A 17,630-nucleotide genomic window follows, 5' to 3' on the forward strand; every position below is an offset into this window, starting at 1 on the left:
TTTCTTCCCGCCTGCCTGCGTTAACGTCGTGAGCATATTAAATCGCCCGATACCGTAGAGGTCGAGATGAACAAACCCTTGAGCCTACCCGATGCCAACGGCATGTTTGGCAGCTTTGGTGGCCGCTTTGTGGCCGAAACCCTGATGCCGCTGATTCTCGAGCTGCAGGATGAGTACGCCGCTGCAAAAAATGACCCCGAGTTTCAGCGTCAGCTGGCCTATTTCCAGGGCGAGTATGTAGGCCGCCCCAATCCGCTCTACTTTGCCGAGCGGCTCACCGAGTACTTCGGTGGTGCGAGCATTTACCTCAAGCGTGAAGAGCTAAACCACACCGGCGCGCACAAGATCAACAACTGCATTGGCCAGGTACTGCTGGCCAAGCAGATGGGCAAGAAACGGATCATCGCGGAAACCGGTGCAGGCATGCACGGTGTTGCCACCGCCACCGTGGCGGCCCGCTTTGGGTTGCCCTGCGTGATCTACATGGGCGCCACCGACATCGAGCGCCAGCAGCCCAACGTGTTCCGCATGAAACTGCTGGGCGCGGAGATCGTGCCGGTCACTTCCGGTACCGGTACGCTGAAAGACGCCATGAACGAAGCGCTGCGCGACTGGGTCACCAACGTCGACGACACCTTCTACATCATTGGCACCGTGGCAGGGCCGCACCCGTACCCGGCGATGGTGCGCGATTTTCAGGCGGTGATTGGCCACGAAACCCGCGCCCAGATGCTCGAAAAGCAGGGCCGCCTGCCGGATTCGCTGATTGCCTGCGTGGGCGGCGGCTCCAACGCGATGGGACTGTTCTATCCGTTCATCAATGATGACAGCGTGCACATGGTCGGCGTGGAAGCGGGCGGTAAAGGCGTCAAGAGCGGCCTGCACGCCGCCAGCCTGAACGGCGGTACGCCAGGTGTCCTACACGGCAACCGCACCTATCTGTTGCAAAACGAAGACGGCCAGATTATCGACGCTCACTCGATTTCCGCCGGGCTCGATTATCCCGGCATCGGCCCCGAACACGCCTGGTTGCACGAGCAGGGGCGGGTCGAGTACGTCTCTGCCACCGATGACGAAGCGCTGGAAGCCTTCCAGATCTGCTGCCGCCAGGAGGGCATCATTCCCGCCCTGGAAACCGCCCACGCCCTGGCCGAAGTGGCCAAGCGTGCGCCAACACTTCCCCGCGAGCACCTGATGGTGGTCAACCTCAGCGGACGCGGCGACAAGGACATGAACAGCGTGGCCGAGCATTTAGGCGACCGCTTCGGCATGACACATTCATGAGCGCGACCCAGGAGAACACCATGAACCGTACCTCTCGACTCGACGACTGTTTTGCCGCGCTCAAAGAGCAAAACCGACCCGCGCTGGTCAGCTACCTCACCGCCGGCGACCCGGACGCCGAGACCTCCCGCCGCCTGCTGCACGGCCTTCCCGAAGCAGGCGTGGACATCATCGAGCTCGGCATGCCGTTCAGCGATCCCATGGCCGATGGCCCCGCCATTCAAAAGGCTGCCCTGCGCGCCCTGAAAAATGGCCAAACCCAGGCCAAAACGCTGGACATGGTGTGCCAGTTCCGTGAACAAAACGGCACGACTCCCATCGTGCTGATGGGCTACTACAACCCGATTTACTGCTACGGCGTCGAGCGTTTTCTCAGTGACGCCGCACAGGCAGGGGTAGACGGGCTGATCGTGGTGGACCTCCCGCCTGAACACGACGAAGAGCTGTGCCAGCCCGCCGCTCAGCACGGCATCGATTTCATCCGCCTTGCCACGCCCACCACCGATGCCAAGCGGCTACCCAAGGTGCTGGCCAACGCTTCCGGGTTCATCTACTACGTTTCCGTGGCGGGTGTGACGGGCGGCAGCGCCCCCACACCCGAGCGTCTGGAAAGCGCCGTGCACCAGCTGCGTGAACACACCCCGCTACCCATTGCCGTGGGCTTCGGCATTCGCACCGCCGAACAGGCCGCCACCATTGGCCGCTTCAGCGACGCCGTGGTCGTAGGCTCCGCGCTGGTAGATTGCATCGAACACGCCAGCAGCGGCGATGACGCCGTGGCGCGGGTGCATGGGCTTGTAAAAGAGCTGGCGGAGAGTGTGAGAGGCTGCCGAGAAGCCCAGCAGGAACATGCCAGTTTGCCAGCCTGAAGGAAGTGGGAAAGCGCTATCAAAAACACAGAGCGGGCCATGATGGCCCGCTCTGTGTTTTACTGAATCCACCACGCCCAACTTGCCGTCGTTTCTAGAAAACAGGCATCATCCACGTTTGACGGCGGGATAACGTCACGTGTACTCAAACAGAGGAAAACCATGGGCAAGCTCTTTTCGTTGCTGGTACTGCTGGGACTCGGCTACGCAGGCATCTATTTCTACTACGGCGTGGTGATCGAGAAGGAAGTCGAGCAGCAGTTAGAAGCCCGTGGGCTGTCATCGGTGAGCGTGGATGACGTCGAGTACGATTGGCTGGCCCCGGTGAGCGACAGCGCCAACATTGCCGTGACGCTTAGCTACCGTGGCTCCCAGGCAGCAGTCAATGTGCAATTACAAGGCCACCCGCTGTTCTCTGATGACGTCACGTTACAGCTCGATAGCCTGCAAGCGCTGCGCTTGGGGATTAGTTTTGGGCAGTAACCACCAGCCATACATGCTCGTAGCCAATCGATAATGATACAGCCACCAGCAATCCTGCCATTATCCAGTTAAACCCTTTGATAAACATTGGCTGTCTGACGCGCTGGCCAAGCAAGCTGCCGATCACCACATAGCTGCCGGGGGCGCCTGCCGCCAGAGCGGCCAGCCCTAGTGCCCAGATAAACAGGCTCATGCCCTGAATACCCTCGGCAGGAAACTGCAGCGTCGCGATAGGCAGTGTCGCGACCATGGCTTTAGGGTTGAGTAACTGCATCATCAGGCCATCACGAAAACTGAGCATGCGTGGTGCCGGGGCGTGGGTATCCAGGGTGGCATTGGCGCGGGCCACCTTGTAGGCCAGATACAGGATATAAGCGCAGCCGAGCGCGCTGAGCAGCACCAGGGAGTCTTGAGATATCCAGGCGGCTCCCGCCCACCCCAACACCAGCAAGTACAGCAGCATGGCCAGCCCCACGCCCAGGCAAAACCCCAGCGAGGTTTTACCCTGCCCGTTGATACCGACATTCAACCCCAACAGATTCACAGGCCCAGGCGTGTACATGACGCCCAGGGCATAGGCGACGATTGCTAACATGAGAAAACCTCTAGGTGGACGTGATGCTTAACGCGTGATGTCGCGCTGGTACTGGAAAGGGGTCATGCCATAGATGCGTTTGAAACGGCGGTTGAAGTGGCTCAAATCCGCAAAGCCGAAGCGCAGCGCTATCTCGGTGAGTGGCGCGCCCTGGTCGAGCGCGGAGCGGGCGGCGTTCACGCGGCAATTGATCACGTATTGATGAGGGGTCATGCCGAACTGTTGGCGAAATAGCCTCAAAAAGTGGTACTTCGACAAATGCGCGGCCTGGCTGATATCGTCCAGCGAGATATCTGCCTCAAGATGCTCATGAATATACGTTTTGGCGTGGCCCAGCAGCGTGTCTGGGCGGCTGGTGCGTTGGCCAGTCACCATGTGCCCGCCAAGCTGAACCATGCGCTCGATCACGCGATACAACGCGTTTTCCTGGTCGATGCAGCTGCCCGCTTGATGCGTGGTCAGGCGTGCGATTTCCTGTATCGCCTGGCGCAGCAGCGGGTCGTGAATCAGCGTACTCCGGGAGCGAAACGGTGACGTTTGGGGGCGGCCAAGCAGCTCCTCGATCAGCGGCAACACTTGGTTGGGATGCACGTATACCATCACGTAGCCCAAGGCCTGCTCACCGCCAGCGTGGCCGTCGTGAACCTCTTCAGGGTTGAACAGAATCACGTTGCCTGGTGGGCTACGATGAAACTGCCCGCCGCTGAAGAAATCCTGTCGCCCCACCAGCGTCACCCCAAAGGCGTACTCCTCGTGGGCATGACGGTCATAGCTAAAATCCTCGATGGCCGCTTTCAAGACGGTCAGTGACGGCACATGGTGATTTTTGAAAAACTCGAACTGGCTGCTGCCCATGCCAACCTCCTTGATCGCATTCGGCCCAGGGCGGGCTTACCCTGACCCGTTTCAGGATATGACGCGGGCGCCAGCGTGGCTTGTACATAATTGCTCAACGGCGGTGTCAGTGTATATTCACTAGACGTACACAGTGGGCGGCATTCGCAAAACGCTGGCAAACGAGGAGAGCGCATGGCAAACCCCAACGTGGTGGTGATTACCGGCGGGAGTCGAGGCATTGGTGCCGAGACGGCCCGGCTGTTCGCCCGGCATGGCTACGATGTGTGCCTCAACTATGTCGAAAACGACGTGGCCGCCGAGCGTGTGCGCAGTGACATCCTTGCTCTGGGCGTGCGCTGCCTGGCCGTGAAGGCGGATGTGTCGAAAGCCGATGAGGTGGCGAACCTGTTTCGCCGGGTCGATCAGGAACTCGGCACACTGACGGTGCTGGTCAACAACGCCGCCATTCTCAACACCCAGGCGCGGCTGGTGGATATCTCGCCGGAGCGTTTTGGCAACGTGCTGCAAAAGAACGTCATGAGCTGCTTTCTCTGCTGCAAGGAGGCCGTGCAGCGCATGTCTACCCGCCAGGGCGGCGCGGGCGGCAGTATCGTCAATGTTTCCTCCATGGCCGCCAAAAGCGGCTCGCCCAACGAGTACGTGGATTACGCCGCCTCGAAAGGGGCCGTGGATACCTTGACTCGGGGGTTGGCGCTGGAAGTCGCGGCCGAAGGCATCCGCGTGAATGCAGTGCGTCCCGGCCTCATCTACACCGAGATGCACGCACTCGGTGGCGAGCCTGCCCGCGTAGACCGCTTGAAGTCTCGCATCCCCCTGCAGCGGGGTGGCCAGCCTTCCGAAGTGGCAGAAGCCATTGTCTGGCTGGCCAGTGACAAGTCATCCTTTGCCACCGGCACTTTACTGGATCTGGCGGGTGGCCTGTAACGCCCTGACCAGCCCCCTTGGCTGCCCAGGCAGACCCCAAAAAAGGACACCCCATGTTTACCGGCCTGAGTGCGTTTCCGCTGACCCCCATGAACGAGCAGGGCATCCACGAGCAGGAGTTCATCCAGCTAGTGGCCCGGCTGGCCCACGCGAAGGTGGATTCCATCGGTGTGCTGGGCTCGACCGGCAGCTACGCCTATTTGAGCGTGGAAGAGCGGGCTCGGGTGGCCAAGCTGAGCGTGGAAAACGCCGCTGGGGTGCCCGTGGTGGTGGGCATTGGCGCGCTGCGCTCTCGCGATGTGCTGGCCAATGCCGAACATGCCCAGCAGGCCGGGGCGAGCGGGCTACTGTTAGCGCCTGTTTCGTATCAAAAACTCACCGATGACGACGTGTTCAACCTGTTCAGCACCGTTAGCCGCGCTATCAGCGTACCGCTGTGCGTGTACGACAACCCTGGCACCACGCATTTTACGTTCAGCGACGAACTGCATGGGCGCATTGCCGAGCTGCCCCAGGTGCGCTCGATCAAAATTCCGCCGGTGCCCAACCATCTAGACGAGGCCAACGCCCGGGTGGCGCGGCTGCGGGCGCTGATTCCCGAGGACGTGACCATCGGCATCAGCGGCGACCCCGCCGCCGCCACGGGCCTGCTGGCAGGCTGCGAGGCGTGGTACTCGGTGATCGGCGGGCTCTACCCAGAACTCGCGCTGGCGCTCACCCGTGCCGCTCAAGCGGGCAACGCCGAAGAAACCCAAGCCCGTTCCGACGCCTTGGCCTCGCTATGGGCGCTGTATCACGACTATGGTGGCAGCCTGCGGGTGGTGGCGACCATGGCCGAACTCACTGGCCGCGTGAGCGCCCCCTGCCTGCCCCAGCCGCTGAATACCCTGCAAGGGGAGGCCCGCCAGCAGGTGGCAGCGGTGATCGAGGCGTTGGGGCTTCACTAGATCGCATCAAGCGAAGCGCACGTGGTTTACAGCCCTTGCGCACCGCGCCGCAGCCAGTCGTGCACGAATGCCAGCTTGCGCAGGGCCACATCGGAGAGCACGAAAGGATAGAGATCCGACAGGCCCATCGAGCGATTCACGTGGTTCACGCCCGCTACCAAAGAGGCCGCAATATGTATCAGCCGCTCGGCGTCTGGCTCGGCGTAGGCATCCCAGTTGTGGTCGTCCGGTAGCGCGGGCGAGGTCATGCCCGACGATACGAAGCTGTCGGTGATATCCGTCAGGTGCAGCAGGTGCGAGGCGGTTTCTGCCCAATCCTCGTGGGGGTGGGAAGAGGCATAGGTGGAAAGAAAGCGCGTTTGCCAATCCGCCGGCGGGCCGCTTTGGTAGTGGCGCTGCAGCGCCGCCGGGTAGTCTTCCCGCTCATCGCCAAACGTCTCGCGGAAGGCCGCCAGAAAATCCTCTCGCAGGCTAAGCCGCCACCACAGCATATGGGCGATTTCATGGCGCATATGGCCAATCATGGTGCGGTAGGGTTCATCCAGCGCCTCTTTACGGGTGGTGCGCAGCACGGCATCCGCTTCCGCCACGCTGATCGTCACCACGCCCCCCACGTGTCCCATGGGCACCGGCGTACCGCCTTCTGCCAACATATGAAACACCGGCGGCGCGCCCGGGTCTTCCGGGCGAAACCAGTGCCAGCGGCCCAGATTATCGATGACCCAACGCTTGGCCGCCTCGGTGTGCGCCCAGTGGGGTATCGCATCGGAAATGGAAGGGTCTGGCGCCAGGGCGGTCATCGCGCAGGCGCGACAGAACTCGCCCTGCGTCGGGGCAATCCAGTTACAGCCAATCACCTCGCGGTTGGCGCAGAAGGGCGGCATGGGAATGAACGCCCGCGCTTGGGGGTCGTAGGCTACCGGCACACCATCCGCCGTGACCAAATTATCGAACCAGAGTGAACCGGCACCGACCGGATTAGAAAACACGCGCATAGGCCGGGTATCTCAAGAGAAACGAAGCTTCAGTCTAGGAGCCGAGGCCAAGGGACGCCAACGGCGATTGCGTAAGGATGAAAGGAGCGTGGTTTCGATGTGACGAGCGCACCCAAAAAACGTTTCTTGAACGCCAGGCGTGCCAGTTCATATGCCAGTCATAGTGAATAAAAGTAGGTGTTTCTTAGACGTTATCTTTACCAATAGTTAGGCGTGATTTTTACTTAATAGCGAGCTAATTAAAAGCATATTGAGTGAAAAAGCTGTTTTCCCAATAAATATGTTCAACACCGTCAAAAGCGCGTCGATCAACCTACATGATTTCATTTATGTTTTTTTATTAACACTTTGTTTTGTATGGATTTTATATTTGTTTACGATTGCAGAAGCGATTTTTGTAAGACATCCGCCATTTGTTTTGTAAGATATTTGCTATCTGTTGTGTAGGACATTGGCTCGCCTCCTTGTAAGACATTGTCTGTGTCGTAAAGCCCTCGATACCCCAGCCAACGGATAACGCGCATTGCCTCTTTGAACGTGCCTCATCTCGGCACTTGTCTTGACGCAATGACACTCCTTTTATCAAAGCGGTTCGCTGCGGACTAATGAGAATAATGGCCATGCTATATCTTAAAAAAAGCGTGAAAAGACGGCTGGCGGTGAGTTTGGGCGCCTGTGTTGTCATGCTGGTCGCTGTTGGAGTATTCGGTCTCTACCATTTAAGCAAAATGAACGATGCCATTACCCGAACGTTCGAAGGCAACGTGCTGACACTGGTCGACCTGGGGGAAGTGAACGAGGCACTGCTTAGCACGCGCGTAAAAATCACGGCGGAGCAGCGCGACCGCAACCCTGCCTCTGCCGTGACGACACAGCAAGAGATCGCCGAAAACGATGCCCTGATCGATGCCGCTTGGAACGACTATTTCCCCAAGCGGGTGTCTGACGAGGTCGAACGCGGTATCGCCGAAGAGTTCATCGCGTCGCTGTCGGTGCTACGCGCTGGCATCGATGAGGTCAACACAGCGATGATCGACGATGATTTCGACGCGGCCCGCCGCATCGCCACCACGACGTTACGGGCAGCCTACCCGCAGGTGCTCGATTCGCTTCACGCGCTGATCGATCGTAACAGCGCCCAAGCAGCGGCGTCTCATCAGCAAACGTCCGCAGACTATGTATGGACGCGCAATATCATCATCGGCGTGATCGCAGGGGCGGTGATCGTGAGCATTCTGCTGGCGATATGGCTGATTCGCGGCATCATGACCCCGCTAGGCAAAGCGCAAGCGCTCGCCAACGCCATGGCGCAAGGCCAGCTGGATAACGCCATCAACATTACTTGCAAGGATGAGTTTGGCGACATGCTCAAGGCATTGAAAGCCATGGAGGTCAAGGTTTCCCAAGTGGTGATGTCCGTTCGTCACAACGCTGAATCGGTGAACGGGGCGGCGGAAGAGATTGCCCATGGCACCGAAGACCTGAGCAGTCGGACGCAGCAACAGGCGGCCAGCATCGAGGAAACGGCCGCTTCGATGGATGAGATCACCTCCACGGTTCGGCAAAACGCAGACAACGCCTCCGAAGCCGAAAAGCTCGTTTACGCGGTGACGCAACAAGCCAATGCCGGTGGTGAAATCGCGGGGAAAGCGGTGAATGCGATGGAGGGCATCAATGCCTCGAGCCGCAGAATCGCTGGCATCGTCGGCTTGATCGATGAGATCGCCTTCCAGACCAACTTGCTGGCGCTCAATGCCTCGGTGGAAGCCGCCCGAGCTGGCGAGCAAGGCCGCGGCTTTGCCGTGGTGGCCGGTGAGGTGCGTAACCTGGCCGGGCGCAGCGCCAATGCAGCCAAAGAGATCAAGCAACTGGTCGAGGAGAGCATCGAGCAAGTCGGCAATGGGTCTACCCTCGTCAACCAGGCAGGCAAAGCCCTCGAAGAGATCGTCAGCGGTGTCCAGCGCGTCTCGTTATTGATGGGCGAGATCGCCACGGCCAGCCACGAGCAGTCTCAAGGCATCGACCAGGTCAATACGGCCATTGCGCAGATGGACAGCGTGACCCAGCTCAACGCGAGCTTGGTGGAGGAGTCCAGCGCGGCGGGCCGCTCCCTGCAGATTCAAGCCGAGGCGCTGATGAAAGAAGTGGCGTTCTTCAAAGGGGCGACCACGGAGAAGCCCCAGGCAGCGTTACCGCCCAAGGTTCAGCGCCCCGCCGCCAAGCCCCAGGCGACGGCTCTCCGTCCGGCGCAGGCCGCCCGCCAAGAGGTCGAGGAGTGGGCCTCATTCTAAGCCCTTGAAAGATATGTGCCCCGGCCTGTGCTGGGGCATTTTTAACTGGGCGCCCTCAATTTTTAGGTTACTGTGTCAGTATCCTGGCTGGCTAGCCACTGCCTTTCCACCAGCGGTAGAGACACATGACCCAGCAAAAATTGATACTGCTGTTCGATGGCACCTGGAACGACCCAGAAGACCAAACGAACGTGTACCGACTGACGCGGCTTCTCCATGATGACGACAAGGGTGTCAAACAGCGGTTCTATTACGACCCTGGTGTGGGCACCTCTCGGTATCAACGTTTCATTGGTGGCGCCTTTGGCTACGGGTTGAGTGACAACCTGCGGAAAGGCTACGACTGGCTGGCAAGGCGTTACCGCGAAGGGGACGAGATTTGGATATTCGGGTTCAGCCGCGGCGCCTATACCGCTAGAAGCCTCGTGGGGATGATGCGCAAATGCGGACTAGTGCATGTGGTGACGCCCAGCCTGCTCGATAAAGCCGAGCAACTGTATCGAGACCGGGAGCTGCATCCGGATAGCGATACGTGTAAAGCGTTCAAGGCAAACTTTAGCCGCCAGCCACGGGTTCATTTCATTGGGGTATGGGACACCGTAGGCGCGCTGGGTGTGCCCGGCACCAACCTGTTCAAGCGCTACTACGACTGGCACGATACCCAGCTTTCCAGCATCGTCGACTACGCCTATCAGGCCGTGGCGCTGGACGAACACCGAGCGGACTACAACGTCTCCCTCTGGACCAGCGCGGACGGCCAGCAAAAACCGGCTAATCGCGACGTACAGCAGCGCTGGTTCATTGGCGCTCATGCCAATGTGGGCGGCGGGTATGGCCCGCGAGATGCGTTGGCCGATATACCGCTGCTGTGGATGGTCGAGAAAGCAGCCCAGGCGGGCCTGAAGCTGGATTACCCAGACGTTGCGGAAAACGCCTGGGCAACCGATCCCATCGATTCCTACGCCGCCTTCCTGGGGGGCTGGTACGCCAAATACAAACGCCTGCGACAGTCGAGCGACGCACGCTTCTACCGATGCTACGCGCAAGGAATGCAAGGGCTGCCTGCGGTGAACGTCTCCGTCGATGAGTCCGTTTGGTCGCGCTGGGCCGACGCCGCGTGCCACTACCGGCCGCGCACCCTGACAGACGCCAACGTGACTCCGCCAGGCCCCTAGGTAGCGCCCGGGTGCGCCAGGGCGTGAACGCTCGTCGCCAAAAACGCCCTAGCTGGGTATTATCACCGCTCATTCACTACAGAAGCCGCTGCTTATGTCTTGCCCGCCATGCCCCCGCTGCCAATCGGAATTCGTCTATCAGGATCAGCGCCTGTTCGTCTGCCCCGAATGCGCCCACGAATGGAACCCTGAAGAAGCCGCCGCCGAAGAGGCCGTGAACGTAGCCGATGCCCACGGCACGCCGCTGGCCGAAGGCGACAAAGTCACGCTAATCAAAGACCTCAAAGTCAAAGGCAGCTCCCAAGTGCTCAAGATCGGCACCAAAGCCGTCATCAAACGGCTAAAAGAGGGCAAAGACCACCAGCTAGACTGCAAAGTAGACGGCGCAGGCGACATGATGGTGACTGCGCAGTTTGTGAAGAAGGCGTGAGCAGGGCGATCGTGCGCCTCGGTGTTTCCTAAATCCAACCTCACGAGCCTTGCAAGGAGGCAGCGACGCTTGCCAGGGCGACACCCTAAGGAACTGGCGTGATGACGCGACCCCTCACTACCGACGATTTGCCTGCGCTGATGACAGGCATCATGGCGACCCTCGCGGCGATTGGCATCGCGCGCTTCGCCTACACGCCCCTATTGCCCGCGATCATTCAGCAAGGCTGGTTTAGCGCCAGCCAGGGCGCTTATTTAGGGGCGGCCAACCTGCTGGGCTATTTAGTCGGTGCACTCGTTGCACACGCGCTGAGTGAGCGTTTCGCGCCCCGCTGGGTGATGGCGGCCAGCTTTGCGAGTATCGGGCTCAGCTTCGTGCTCTGTGCTGGGGCAGGTGGTTTTCTCTGGTTCTTCTTCTGGCGATTGGTGTCGGGAGTGGCCGGGGGGATCTTGATGGTCGTAGGCCCCTCGCTGGCGCTAGCGGCCACGCCCCCGGAAAGGCGAACCCGTATCGGCGCGTTGGTGTTTACCGGTATTGGCGCTGGCGCGCTGCTGTCCGCCTTCGTCGTGCCGTTACTGCTCGGGGTCAGCCTCTCGCTCACCTGGGGGGCGCTGGGGCTGCTCAGTTTAGCGGCGGGCGTCTTGTGCGACCGTGGCGTTGCGCGTTTGCCCGCACCCCGCATCACACGCACGGTGGGTAATAGCGCCGTGCGTTATGCGGGCGTAAAGGTGATCGTGCTGCTGGTCATTGGCGCTTACGCCCTCGATGCGGTGGGGTTCGTACCGCATACCGTATTCTGGGTGGACTATCTTGCCAGGGAGCACGCCCTCGGCCAGCAAGCCGCCTCCCTGCAATGGGGCATTTTCGGGGTGGGGGCGCTATGCGGGCCGTTCATGGTGGGGGCGCTGGCGCAGCGCGTGGGTTGGCAGGGCGGCTTGATGATCGCTTTTGCCGCCAAGGCCGCCGCCGTTCTGCTCCCGGTGTTCTCGCTTGCCTTGATTAGCCAGTCGATTTCCTCGTTCATGGTAGGAGCGATGATTCCCGGCATCGTCGCCCTCACCTCTGGCCGCCTGGCCGAGCTGGTCGGGCCTACCGCCCACAAGCAGCTCTGGGGGCGAGCCACGGCCGCGTTCGCCGCCGCCCAGGCAGGGGCAGGGTATGGCATGTCGGCGCTGTTTGGCATGTGGGGCAGCTACACGCCACTCTTTACCATCAGCGGCATGGCGCTTGCCCTTGGCTTGTTGTTGGTACTGCTTAGCCGAGGCGTACAGCAGCGCCGCACGCATCCTTCTGCCCAATAACCTAGGCTTTGTAAGAAAAGTCGGCGAGCGATGGCCAGTCAAGGCAAAAATCGGCGAAAAGACGGAGTTTATAAGGTGTAAATGAGTACTTTGATCGGACTCGCGCACGAGCCGATTTTTAACGCCGTATGGGCGAGCATAGGCAGTTTCGTACAAAGCCTAACAAGCACTATTCAGACAAAGGGAGGCCACCATGGAACTCTACCTGAACGCAACATCCCCTTATGCGCGGCTGGTACGCATCGTGCTGCTGGAAAAAGGCCTGATGGAGACCGTGACGCTCAAGTGGTGCGACCCCTGGGCCGACGATGCCGATCTTCTCAAAGCCAACCCCGCCGGGCGCATCCCCGCGCTGGTGACGGAGGAGGGCACCACGCTGAGCGAATCCATGCTGATCGCCATGTACTTGGACAGTCTGGACAGCGGAACACCCACCCCGCCCATACTGCCCACCAACCCGTTGAGTGACGTGCTGCACTTGGCAGGCCTGGGCCAAAACCTCATGGATGCCGCATTCACCACCGTGATTGCCCGCAAGCACTATGGCAAAGGCATTGACCAAAGCGAGCTGGGCCAACGCCGGGCAAGGGCCATGCAGCGGCTGTTGAATCAACTGAATAGCGAGCTGGGCGGCAAACCCACGGCGGCATCGATCCACCTAGGCGATATCGCCATTGCGGTCGCGCTGGAGTACCTCGCCTTCCGGCTGCCAGAGATACGCTGGAAAGAGGAGCATGCCCAGCTTGCCGCGTGGCATGCGGGTGTCACGGCACGAACCAGCTTCGTGCAAACCGCCTTCGCCTAGCCTGCGACCTTTCCCGCACCCCGCCAGCCAAGGGATAAAAGTGACCAACAGCCAAGCCATCACCATCGCGCTCGCCCAACTGCCCGTCACGAAAGCGGCGGTAAACGACAACCTACGAACGCACTTGGCTTACATAGAGCGCGCCGCCGCGCTGGGGGCCAACGTGGTGGCCTTTCCCGAACTCTCGCTCACCGGCTACGAGCTGGCGCTACTCAGCCAACTGGCCATGCCCCGTGACGATGCCGCCTTTGCCACCCTCATTGCCGCTTCCGTCGCCAATAACACGGTGGTGATCGCGGGCTGCCCACTGCACAACCCCCACGGCAAACCTTACATCGCAGCGGTGATCTGCTTCCCCAACGGTGCACACACCTTCTACCTAAAACAGCACCTTCACGAAGGGGAGGAGGTTTACTGTGCTCCCGGCCATGAAAGCGGCCTGATCAACGTGAACGGCACCCGCATCGCCCTGGCCGTATGCGCCGACTTCACCCACCCAAGCCACGCCGCTACCGCCGCCGCCCAACAGGTGGACGTATATCTCGCCAGCGCGCTGATCTCCCCAGGCGGCTATGCCCACGATGCCGAGCTGCTCGCCGCCATCGCAAAGCGCCACCAACTGCCGGTACTGCTCGCCAACCACGTTTCCACCACGGGCGGCTGGCAAACCTGCGGCAACAGCGGCGGCTGGAACGCAGCAGGGGAGCTAACCATGAAAGCCAATGGCACGCAGCCCAGCTTAGTGCTGTGCCGCATTCACCACGGTGGTATAAGTGGTAGCGTGGAAGTGATGACTAACTTACATAGCTAAGTATGAGTTACCGACTAAAAACTAACCATCTAAAGTGGGCTTAATCTAGATTAACTGCTAGTCTCGAAATATTAGAGCGAATAACGCCGCAGGGACAACACGATGCAGAATGCCCGCATAACGCTTCACCCCAACCAGCAGCGCATGCAAGTTCAGATTGATGGCATTCTGCTAGCCGACTCCACCAATACGCTGGAACTCCGCGAACACGGCTACCCGCCACGCCACTACTTCCCTCGTGAAGACGTGCGAATGGACTTACTCACCGTTTCAGAAACGACCACTTATTGCCCCTTTAAAGGGCATGCGGTGTGCTTTTCGCTGGGTGAGTGGCTGGATATTGCTTGGAGTTATGAAGAGCCGATTGAGGGGATGGAGTCTATTGCGGGTAGGGTGGCGTTTTATGGAGATGTAAACAAATGACGCTTTTCGACCCGCAGTGGAAATACCGGGAAATGTAGCAGGCACGCGAGTTTGGGATATGAAGACTAATTTAAAAATTAATATTTCAAGGGATCATAGACTTGGGAGGATTTTGCAGGCTGCATTTGCCGGAAAAAAATGCCAGCACGTTCATTCAATCATAAAGCATGCCGTCTAATACACTGTTATATAAATCGAGGATTGAACTAAATGGGACGGGATCTAACCCTATATCCAAAGAAGGCAACTAGAACTGAGCTGAAAGGCTATTTGGAAGGGCTAGGATTCAAGAAATGTAAACATTTTTGGGAATGGCCGAAAGGAACTCTCAACTATTCTTGGTTTGACTATGAAGATTTTCGGTCAATAGATGGCGTCTCAGCAGATGTTTATCCTGTCTCGGGTGAAGAGTTGGAAGTTACTGGAAACGAGTGGGCTTTGCATGTCCGTAACTTATATAGTGCTAGTTGGCATGATGTAAGAATGCTAAACGATGTGCTTCGAGGAGCACGGAAACGCTTCGGCGGCACTATCCGGGGCGATTATGGAACTAATCGCTATGTACCACTATGGGAGGATAATAGCACCCCAATTAGTAGGGGGATTTCTGCAACGTACAGCCACGTCCAACGAGAGCTATCAGCAGTCCGGTTCGCCCTACCAGGTCCTTCCGCTAAGTTCCCCGAGCCGAGTGGTGAAAAGATTGATGATTTTATTGAGTTCACCAAAACGTTAGATCCCAGTCGGGTGTTATACAATGGCTTAGTGCCATTTGCTGTTGCGATGTTTGAGTACTTTTTCTCACAAGCTTTCCAGGTTTTGATCAAGTATGACCAGTTTGCACTAGAAAAGCGCGAGTCTCATCGGCAGAAGCTCGATTTTGATACTCTTCTTGAAGTAGAGCGAAAAGAAGAAACGGTCGAGGGAGTAATAGCAAGAAATTATACATTTCAGAATATTGATCAGTTGAATAAAGCCTACAAAGACTGGCTGGGAATCGATGTAAGGAAGATCCTGTATAAAAAGAAAAAAATCGGAAATTCAGTTACCTTCTTAGAGAATCGGATTTCAGACATAATTCAGTATAGACATGGTATCGTGCACCATTTTGCAATAGATAGGTCACTGACACAGCAGGGGTATATTCATATCCTTGAGGCTATCGAAAAGGCTATAGCCGAATTTATAGCATTCATCGAGCGTAGATATGACTTCAAAGTCGATGATCACTTCTAAATCATATAACCAGGGGCTGCAGCGGACCGCTTTTCCAGCGCGGTGCGCTTGCAAATCGGCCGCTGAGTTCAGGCGTTAGGCTTCCCAACCCCCCAAGGAAATATTATGGAAGATAAAAATTACTCCTCTGATTCACCAATCCACGAGCAAGGGCAAGATAGATTTTCGCGCTGGAACTTCTCAGAGAGAGTCGCCCAAGTCATATCAAAACGAAGTGATCCAAGCAGTATTGTTATTGGCCTCTACGGGATATGGGGTGATGGTAAGACATCTGTTCTCAACTTTATCGAAAATTCACTTGAAAGAGATGAGAACGTAATATGTATAAAATTCAATCCGTGGCGTTTCGGTACAGAAGATGAGTTACTAACCGGCTTCTTTTTTGATATTGCAGGAGCGTTAGATGCAGAGCTAATTAAAACCGGCGATAAGCTCAAGGATTTCGTTAGAAAGGCAGCGCCTGGTGCTGGCGCTGTTATGGGTGCAAAGGGAGCGGGTGATGCTCTTGGATCATTTATCTCAGGGCCAGATATAAATGAACTTAAGAAAAGAATAGAGCGTGAGTTAGAGTCAGCAAAAAAACGAGTCCTTATACTAATCGATGATGTAGATAGGCTGGAAAAGACTGAAATACACGCATTGTTTAGATTGGTTAAGCTAACAGCAGACTTTAAATATACATCATACATCTTGGCATTCGATAAAGATGTTGTCGCCGCATCTTTGCAAGATCGCTACTCTAGTGCTGCTGAGAATTCCGGCGAGGCATTTTTAGAGAAAATTATTCAGGTTCCTCTACATTTGCCAGCAGTTGAAAAGCAAGTGCTTCGAGAGTTTTGCTTTCAAGGAGTGGATGAAGCTATAAATATTTCGGGTGTTTCGCTATCCGAACAACAAGTGCAAGAGTTTATTCGAGATTTTAGCGCCGCTTTCGATGATTGCTTAACGACTCCAAGAAAAGCCAAGCTTTACGGAAATATACTGATGTTCTCTTTGCCAATTTTGCAAGGAGAGGTAAACGCAGTTGATCTCATGCTTTTGGAGGGAATAAGAGTCTTTTGTCCATCTTTATATGAGGTGCTGAGGATAAATAAGAGACTATTTACAGGCTCTTTCCGAGATAGTCATTACTCTAACAATGATGGCGAAAAGGAATACATAAGAAATCTTTTAGATGGCGCTCTAAGTCGAGGAAAGAATATTAAAAAAGAGGGGTTTATTGAACTCTTAAAGAACATGTTTCCAAAGCTTCAATCAGTTTATGGTAATATGAGCTATGGCTCGGATTGGTATGAGAAATGGAATAATGGACAGAGAATTTGCTCTGAAAATTATTACTCTAGATATTTTACATACGCAATACCAAAGGGAGATATATCAGATAAGCTAATTCAGGAGATAACTGAAGATAGTGAGAAGTGGGAAGAGCCCTTCGATTTAGAAAGCAATCCACTAAATGAAATATTCAACGCTTCTTCAGTTGAAACATTAATTAAAAAATTGAGGCATAAGGCAGGCAGCATAGATGCTGATGTCGCGTTAGCATTGGCTGTTGCTATTGCACAAAAGAGTGATGACATCCCCAATCCAGAGGTGTTGTATAGTTGGATAACTCCATTTTCGCAGGCAGCCATGCTGGTTAGTGATTTGATTCAAAATGTACAGAAATCTGACCGAGTTGCTTTGGCAAAAAAATGCATTGGTTCAGCACCTTCACTGGAATTTAAACTCGAGATTTTTAGATGGTTAAAACGTGAAGATGAAAACAAACCCGAAAAGGATGGTTTTTCTGAAGCCTGTATAGATGATATCGGAAAGCACTTAGGGAAGCTCATAGATGATAAAGTTGAAGGAAAGGATGATCTAACCAGGCTGGTGCCTAACTCCATCCCAACGATATTTTATACATTAAATAGGTATGTGCGTAATAACTATGTAAATGATTATGTGGCAGAGTTGATTTCGAATGATTCAGAAGCTCTTGTTCGAATACTAACTTCTTATGTGCCAACTGCTTGGGGGATGGAATCAGGCATTTCGCACAAGTCGGATTTCGAAAGAGAGCAATACAACAGCCTAGCCCGGATTTCTCACAGGGTATAAAAGAAAGCGGCTGAAAGTGCTATGATTTCAAGAACCTAACCAATCCATCAAGCACCAACAGCCGCTTCCAAAATGGTACCTGAAAAGCTGACCTTCTCGC

At 56.4% G+C, this 17,630-nt stretch carries 17 protein-coding genes; 14 read left to right on the forward strand and 3 right to left on the reverse strand.

All coding sequences use genetic code 11. The features are described 5' to 3' along the window. Nucleotides 1–66 precede the first annotated feature (66 nt). The 3 genes from trpB (at nucleotide 67) to MHM37_RS13195 (ending at nucleotide 2,636) form a co-directional block, all read left to right on the forward strand. Complete coding sequence (trpB, locus tag MHM37_RS13185) at nucleotides 67–1,284, forward strand: tryptophan synthase subunit beta (RefSeq protein ID WP_239296980.1); 1,218 nt, start codon at nucleotides 67–69, stop codon at nucleotides 1,282–1,284. Between the two features lie 20 nt (nucleotides 1,285–1,304). Beyond that, the gene (gene trpA, locus MHM37_RS13190; RefSeq protein ID WP_239296978.1) at nucleotides 1,305–2,153 is read left to right on the forward strand and encodes a tryptophan synthase subunit alpha; all 849 of its coding nucleotides are present in this window, start codon (nucleotides 1,305–1,307) and stop codon (nucleotides 2,151–2,153) included. A gap of 162 nt (nucleotides 2,154–2,315) precedes the next feature. Continuing rightward, nucleotides 2,316–2,636, forward strand: coding sequence for a hypothetical protein (locus MHM37_RS13195; RefSeq protein WP_239296976.1), 321 nt, complete (start codon nucleotides 2,316–2,318; stop codon nucleotides 2,634–2,636). On the opposite strand, the gene MHM37_RS13200 is transcribed toward MHM37_RS13195, so the two are convergent. Both MHM37_RS13200 and MHM37_RS13205 read right to left on the reverse strand, forming a co-directional pair. After that, complete coding sequence (locus MHM37_RS13200) at nucleotides 2,620–3,231, reverse strand: LysE family transporter (RefSeq protein ID WP_153842700.1); 612 nt, start codon at nucleotides 3,229–3,231, stop codon at nucleotides 2,620–2,622. The genes MHM37_RS13195 and MHM37_RS13200 overlap by 17 nt on opposite strands. Nucleotides 3,232–3,258: 27 nt before the next feature. Beyond that, complete coding sequence (locus tag MHM37_RS13205) at nucleotides 3,259–4,086, reverse strand: AraC family transcriptional regulator (protein WP_239296974.1); 828 nt, start codon at nucleotides 4,084–4,086, stop codon at nucleotides 3,259–3,261. Between the two features lie 174 nt (nucleotides 4,087–4,260). Between MHM37_RS13205 and MHM37_RS13210 the strand changes: the two genes are divergently transcribed. Both MHM37_RS13210 and MHM37_RS13215 read left to right on the forward strand, forming a co-directional pair. Continuing rightward, nucleotides 4,261–5,013 carry an SDR family oxidoreductase gene (locus MHM37_RS13210; RefSeq protein WP_153842702.1) on the forward strand — a complete coding sequence of 251 codons (753 nt, stop codon included), beginning with the start codon at nucleotides 4,261–4,263 and terminating at the stop codon, nucleotides 5,011–5,013. A 53-nt stretch (nucleotides 5,014–5,066) separates the two neighbouring features. Continuing rightward, nucleotides 5,067–5,960, forward strand: coding sequence for a dihydrodipicolinate synthase family protein (locus MHM37_RS13215; RefSeq protein ID WP_239296972.1), 894 nt, complete (start codon nucleotides 5,067–5,069; stop codon nucleotides 5,958–5,960). Between the two features lie 26 nt (nucleotides 5,961–5,986). Here the strand turns inward: MHM37_RS13215 and MHM37_RS13220 are convergent, their stop codons facing one another. Continuing rightward, a complete protein-coding gene (locus MHM37_RS13220) occupies nucleotides 5,987–6,955 on the reverse strand; it encodes a putative zinc-binding metallopeptidase (protein WP_153842704.1) in 969 nt (322 codons plus the stop codon). A gap of 614 nt (nucleotides 6,956–7,569) precedes the next feature. On the opposite strand from MHM37_RS13220, the gene MHM37_RS13225 reads away from it, so the two are divergent. The 9 genes from MHM37_RS13225 to MHM37_RS13265 all read left to right on the forward strand — a co-directional run bounded on the left by MHM37_RS13225 (nucleotide 7,570) and on the right by MHM37_RS13265 (nucleotide 17,530). Continuing rightward, on the forward strand, nucleotides 7,570–9,246 hold the full coding sequence (locus MHM37_RS13225; RefSeq protein ID WP_239296971.1) for a methyl-accepting chemotaxis protein: 1,677 nt from the start codon (nucleotides 7,570–7,572) through the stop codon (nucleotides 9,244–9,246). Nucleotides 9,247–9,371: 125 nt separating this feature from the next. Then, a complete protein-coding gene (locus tag MHM37_RS13230) occupies nucleotides 9,372–10,421 on the forward strand; it encodes a DUF2235 domain-containing protein (protein WP_239296970.1) in 1,050 nt (349 codons plus the stop codon). A 94-nt stretch (nucleotides 10,422–10,515) separates the two neighbouring features. Beyond that, complete coding sequence (locus MHM37_RS13235) at nucleotides 10,516–10,851, forward strand: zinc ribbon domain-containing protein YjdM (protein WP_139526722.1); 336 nt, start codon at nucleotides 10,516–10,518, stop codon at nucleotides 10,849–10,851. Between the two features lie 101 nt (nucleotides 10,852–10,952). Beyond that, complete coding sequence (locus MHM37_RS13240) at nucleotides 10,953–12,152, forward strand: YbfB/YjiJ family MFS transporter (RefSeq protein WP_239296969.1); 1,200 nt, start codon at nucleotides 10,953–10,955, stop codon at nucleotides 12,150–12,152. A gap of 193 nt (nucleotides 12,153–12,345) precedes the next feature. Further along, the gene (locus MHM37_RS13245; RefSeq protein ID WP_239296968.1) at nucleotides 12,346–12,957 is read left to right on the forward strand and encodes a glutathione S-transferase N-terminal domain-containing protein; all 612 of its coding nucleotides are present in this window, start codon (nucleotides 12,346–12,348) and stop codon (nucleotides 12,955–12,957) included. A 40-nt stretch (nucleotides 12,958–12,997) separates the two neighbouring features. Next, on the forward strand, nucleotides 12,998–13,768 hold the full coding sequence (locus MHM37_RS13250) for a carbon-nitrogen hydrolase family protein (RefSeq protein WP_239296967.1): 771 nt from the start codon (nucleotides 12,998–13,000) through the stop codon (nucleotides 13,766–13,768). A gap of 102 nt (nucleotides 13,769–13,870) precedes the next feature. Next, nucleotides 13,871–14,191 (forward strand): DUF427 domain-containing protein, encoded by a 321-nt coding sequence (locus MHM37_RS13255; RefSeq protein WP_239296966.1) that lies wholly within the window; start codon nucleotides 13,871–13,873, stop codon nucleotides 14,189–14,191. A gap of 210 nt (nucleotides 14,192–14,401) precedes the next feature. After that, a complete protein-coding gene (locus MHM37_RS13260) occupies nucleotides 14,402–15,427 on the forward strand; it encodes a hypothetical protein (RefSeq protein WP_239296965.1) in 1,026 nt (341 codons plus the stop codon). A 105-nt stretch (nucleotides 15,428–15,532) separates the two neighbouring features. Beyond that, the gene (locus tag MHM37_RS13265; protein WP_239296963.1) at nucleotides 15,533–17,530 is read left to right on the forward strand and encodes a P-loop NTPase fold protein; all 1,998 of its coding nucleotides are present in this window, start codon (nucleotides 15,533–15,535) and stop codon (nucleotides 17,528–17,530) included. Nucleotides 17,531–17,630 lie beyond the last annotated feature (100 nt).

Origin of the sequence: Halomonas sp. MMH1-48 (assembly GCF_022348105.1) — a bacterium.
Classification (GTDB): Bacteria; Pseudomonadota; Gammaproteobacteria; order Pseudomonadales; family Halomonadaceae; genus Vreelandella; species Vreelandella piezotolerans.

Excerpts from the sequence above, each read along its gene's own strand:
- trpB (WP_239296980.1), top strand. The coding sequence starts at position 67 with ATGAACAAACCCTTGAGCCTACCCGATGCCAACGGCATGTTTGGCAGC.
- trpA (WP_239296978.1), top strand. The coding sequence starts at position 1,305 with ATGAACCGTACCTCTCGACTCGACGACTGTTTTGCCGCGCTCAAAGAG.
- MHM37_RS13195 (WP_239296976.1), top strand. The coding sequence starts at position 2,316 with ATGGGCAAGCTCTTTTCGTTGCTGGTACTGCTGGGACTCGGCTACGCA.
- MHM37_RS13200 (WP_153842700.1), bottom strand. The coding sequence starts at position 3,231 with ATGTTAGCAATCGTCGCCTATGCCCTGGGCGTCATGTACACGCCTGGG.
- MHM37_RS13205 (WP_239296974.1), bottom strand. The coding sequence starts at position 4,086 with ATGGGCAGCAGCCAGTTCGAGTTTTTCAAAAATCACCATGTGCCGTCA.
- MHM37_RS13210 (WP_153842702.1), top strand. The coding sequence starts at position 4,261 with ATGGCAAACCCCAACGTGGTGGTGATTACCGGCGGGAGTCGAGGCATT.
- MHM37_RS13215 (WP_239296972.1), top strand. The coding sequence starts at position 5,067 with ATGTTTACCGGCCTGAGTGCGTTTCCGCTGACCCCCATGAACGAGCAG.
- MHM37_RS13220 (WP_153842704.1), bottom strand. The coding sequence starts at position 6,955 with ATGCGCGTGTTTTCTAATCCGGTCGGTGCCGGTTCACTCTGGTTCGAT.
- MHM37_RS13225 (WP_239296971.1), top strand. The coding sequence starts at position 7,570 with ATGGCCATGCTATATCTTAAAAAAAGCGTGAAAAGACGGCTGGCGGTG.
- MHM37_RS13230 (WP_239296970.1), top strand. The coding sequence starts at position 9,372 with ATGACCCAGCAAAAATTGATACTGCTGTTCGATGGCACCTGGAACGAC.
- MHM37_RS13235 (WP_139526722.1), top strand. The coding sequence starts at position 10,516 with ATGTCTTGCCCGCCATGCCCCCGCTGCCAATCGGAATTCGTCTATCAG.
- MHM37_RS13240 (WP_239296969.1), top strand. The coding sequence starts at position 10,953 with ATGACGCGACCCCTCACTACCGACGATTTGCCTGCGCTGATGACAGGC.
- MHM37_RS13245 (WP_239296968.1), top strand. The coding sequence starts at position 12,346 with ATGGAACTCTACCTGAACGCAACATCCCCTTATGCGCGGCTGGTACGC.
- MHM37_RS13255 (WP_239296966.1), top strand. The coding sequence starts at position 13,871 with ATGCAGAATGCCCGCATAACGCTTCACCCCAACCAGCAGCGCATGCAA.
- MHM37_RS13260 (WP_239296965.1), top strand. The coding sequence starts at position 14,402 with ATGGGACGGGATCTAACCCTATATCCAAAGAAGGCAACTAGAACTGAG.
- MHM37_RS13265 (WP_239296963.1), top strand. The coding sequence starts at position 15,533 with ATGGAAGATAAAAATTACTCCTCTGATTCACCAATCCACGAGCAAGGG.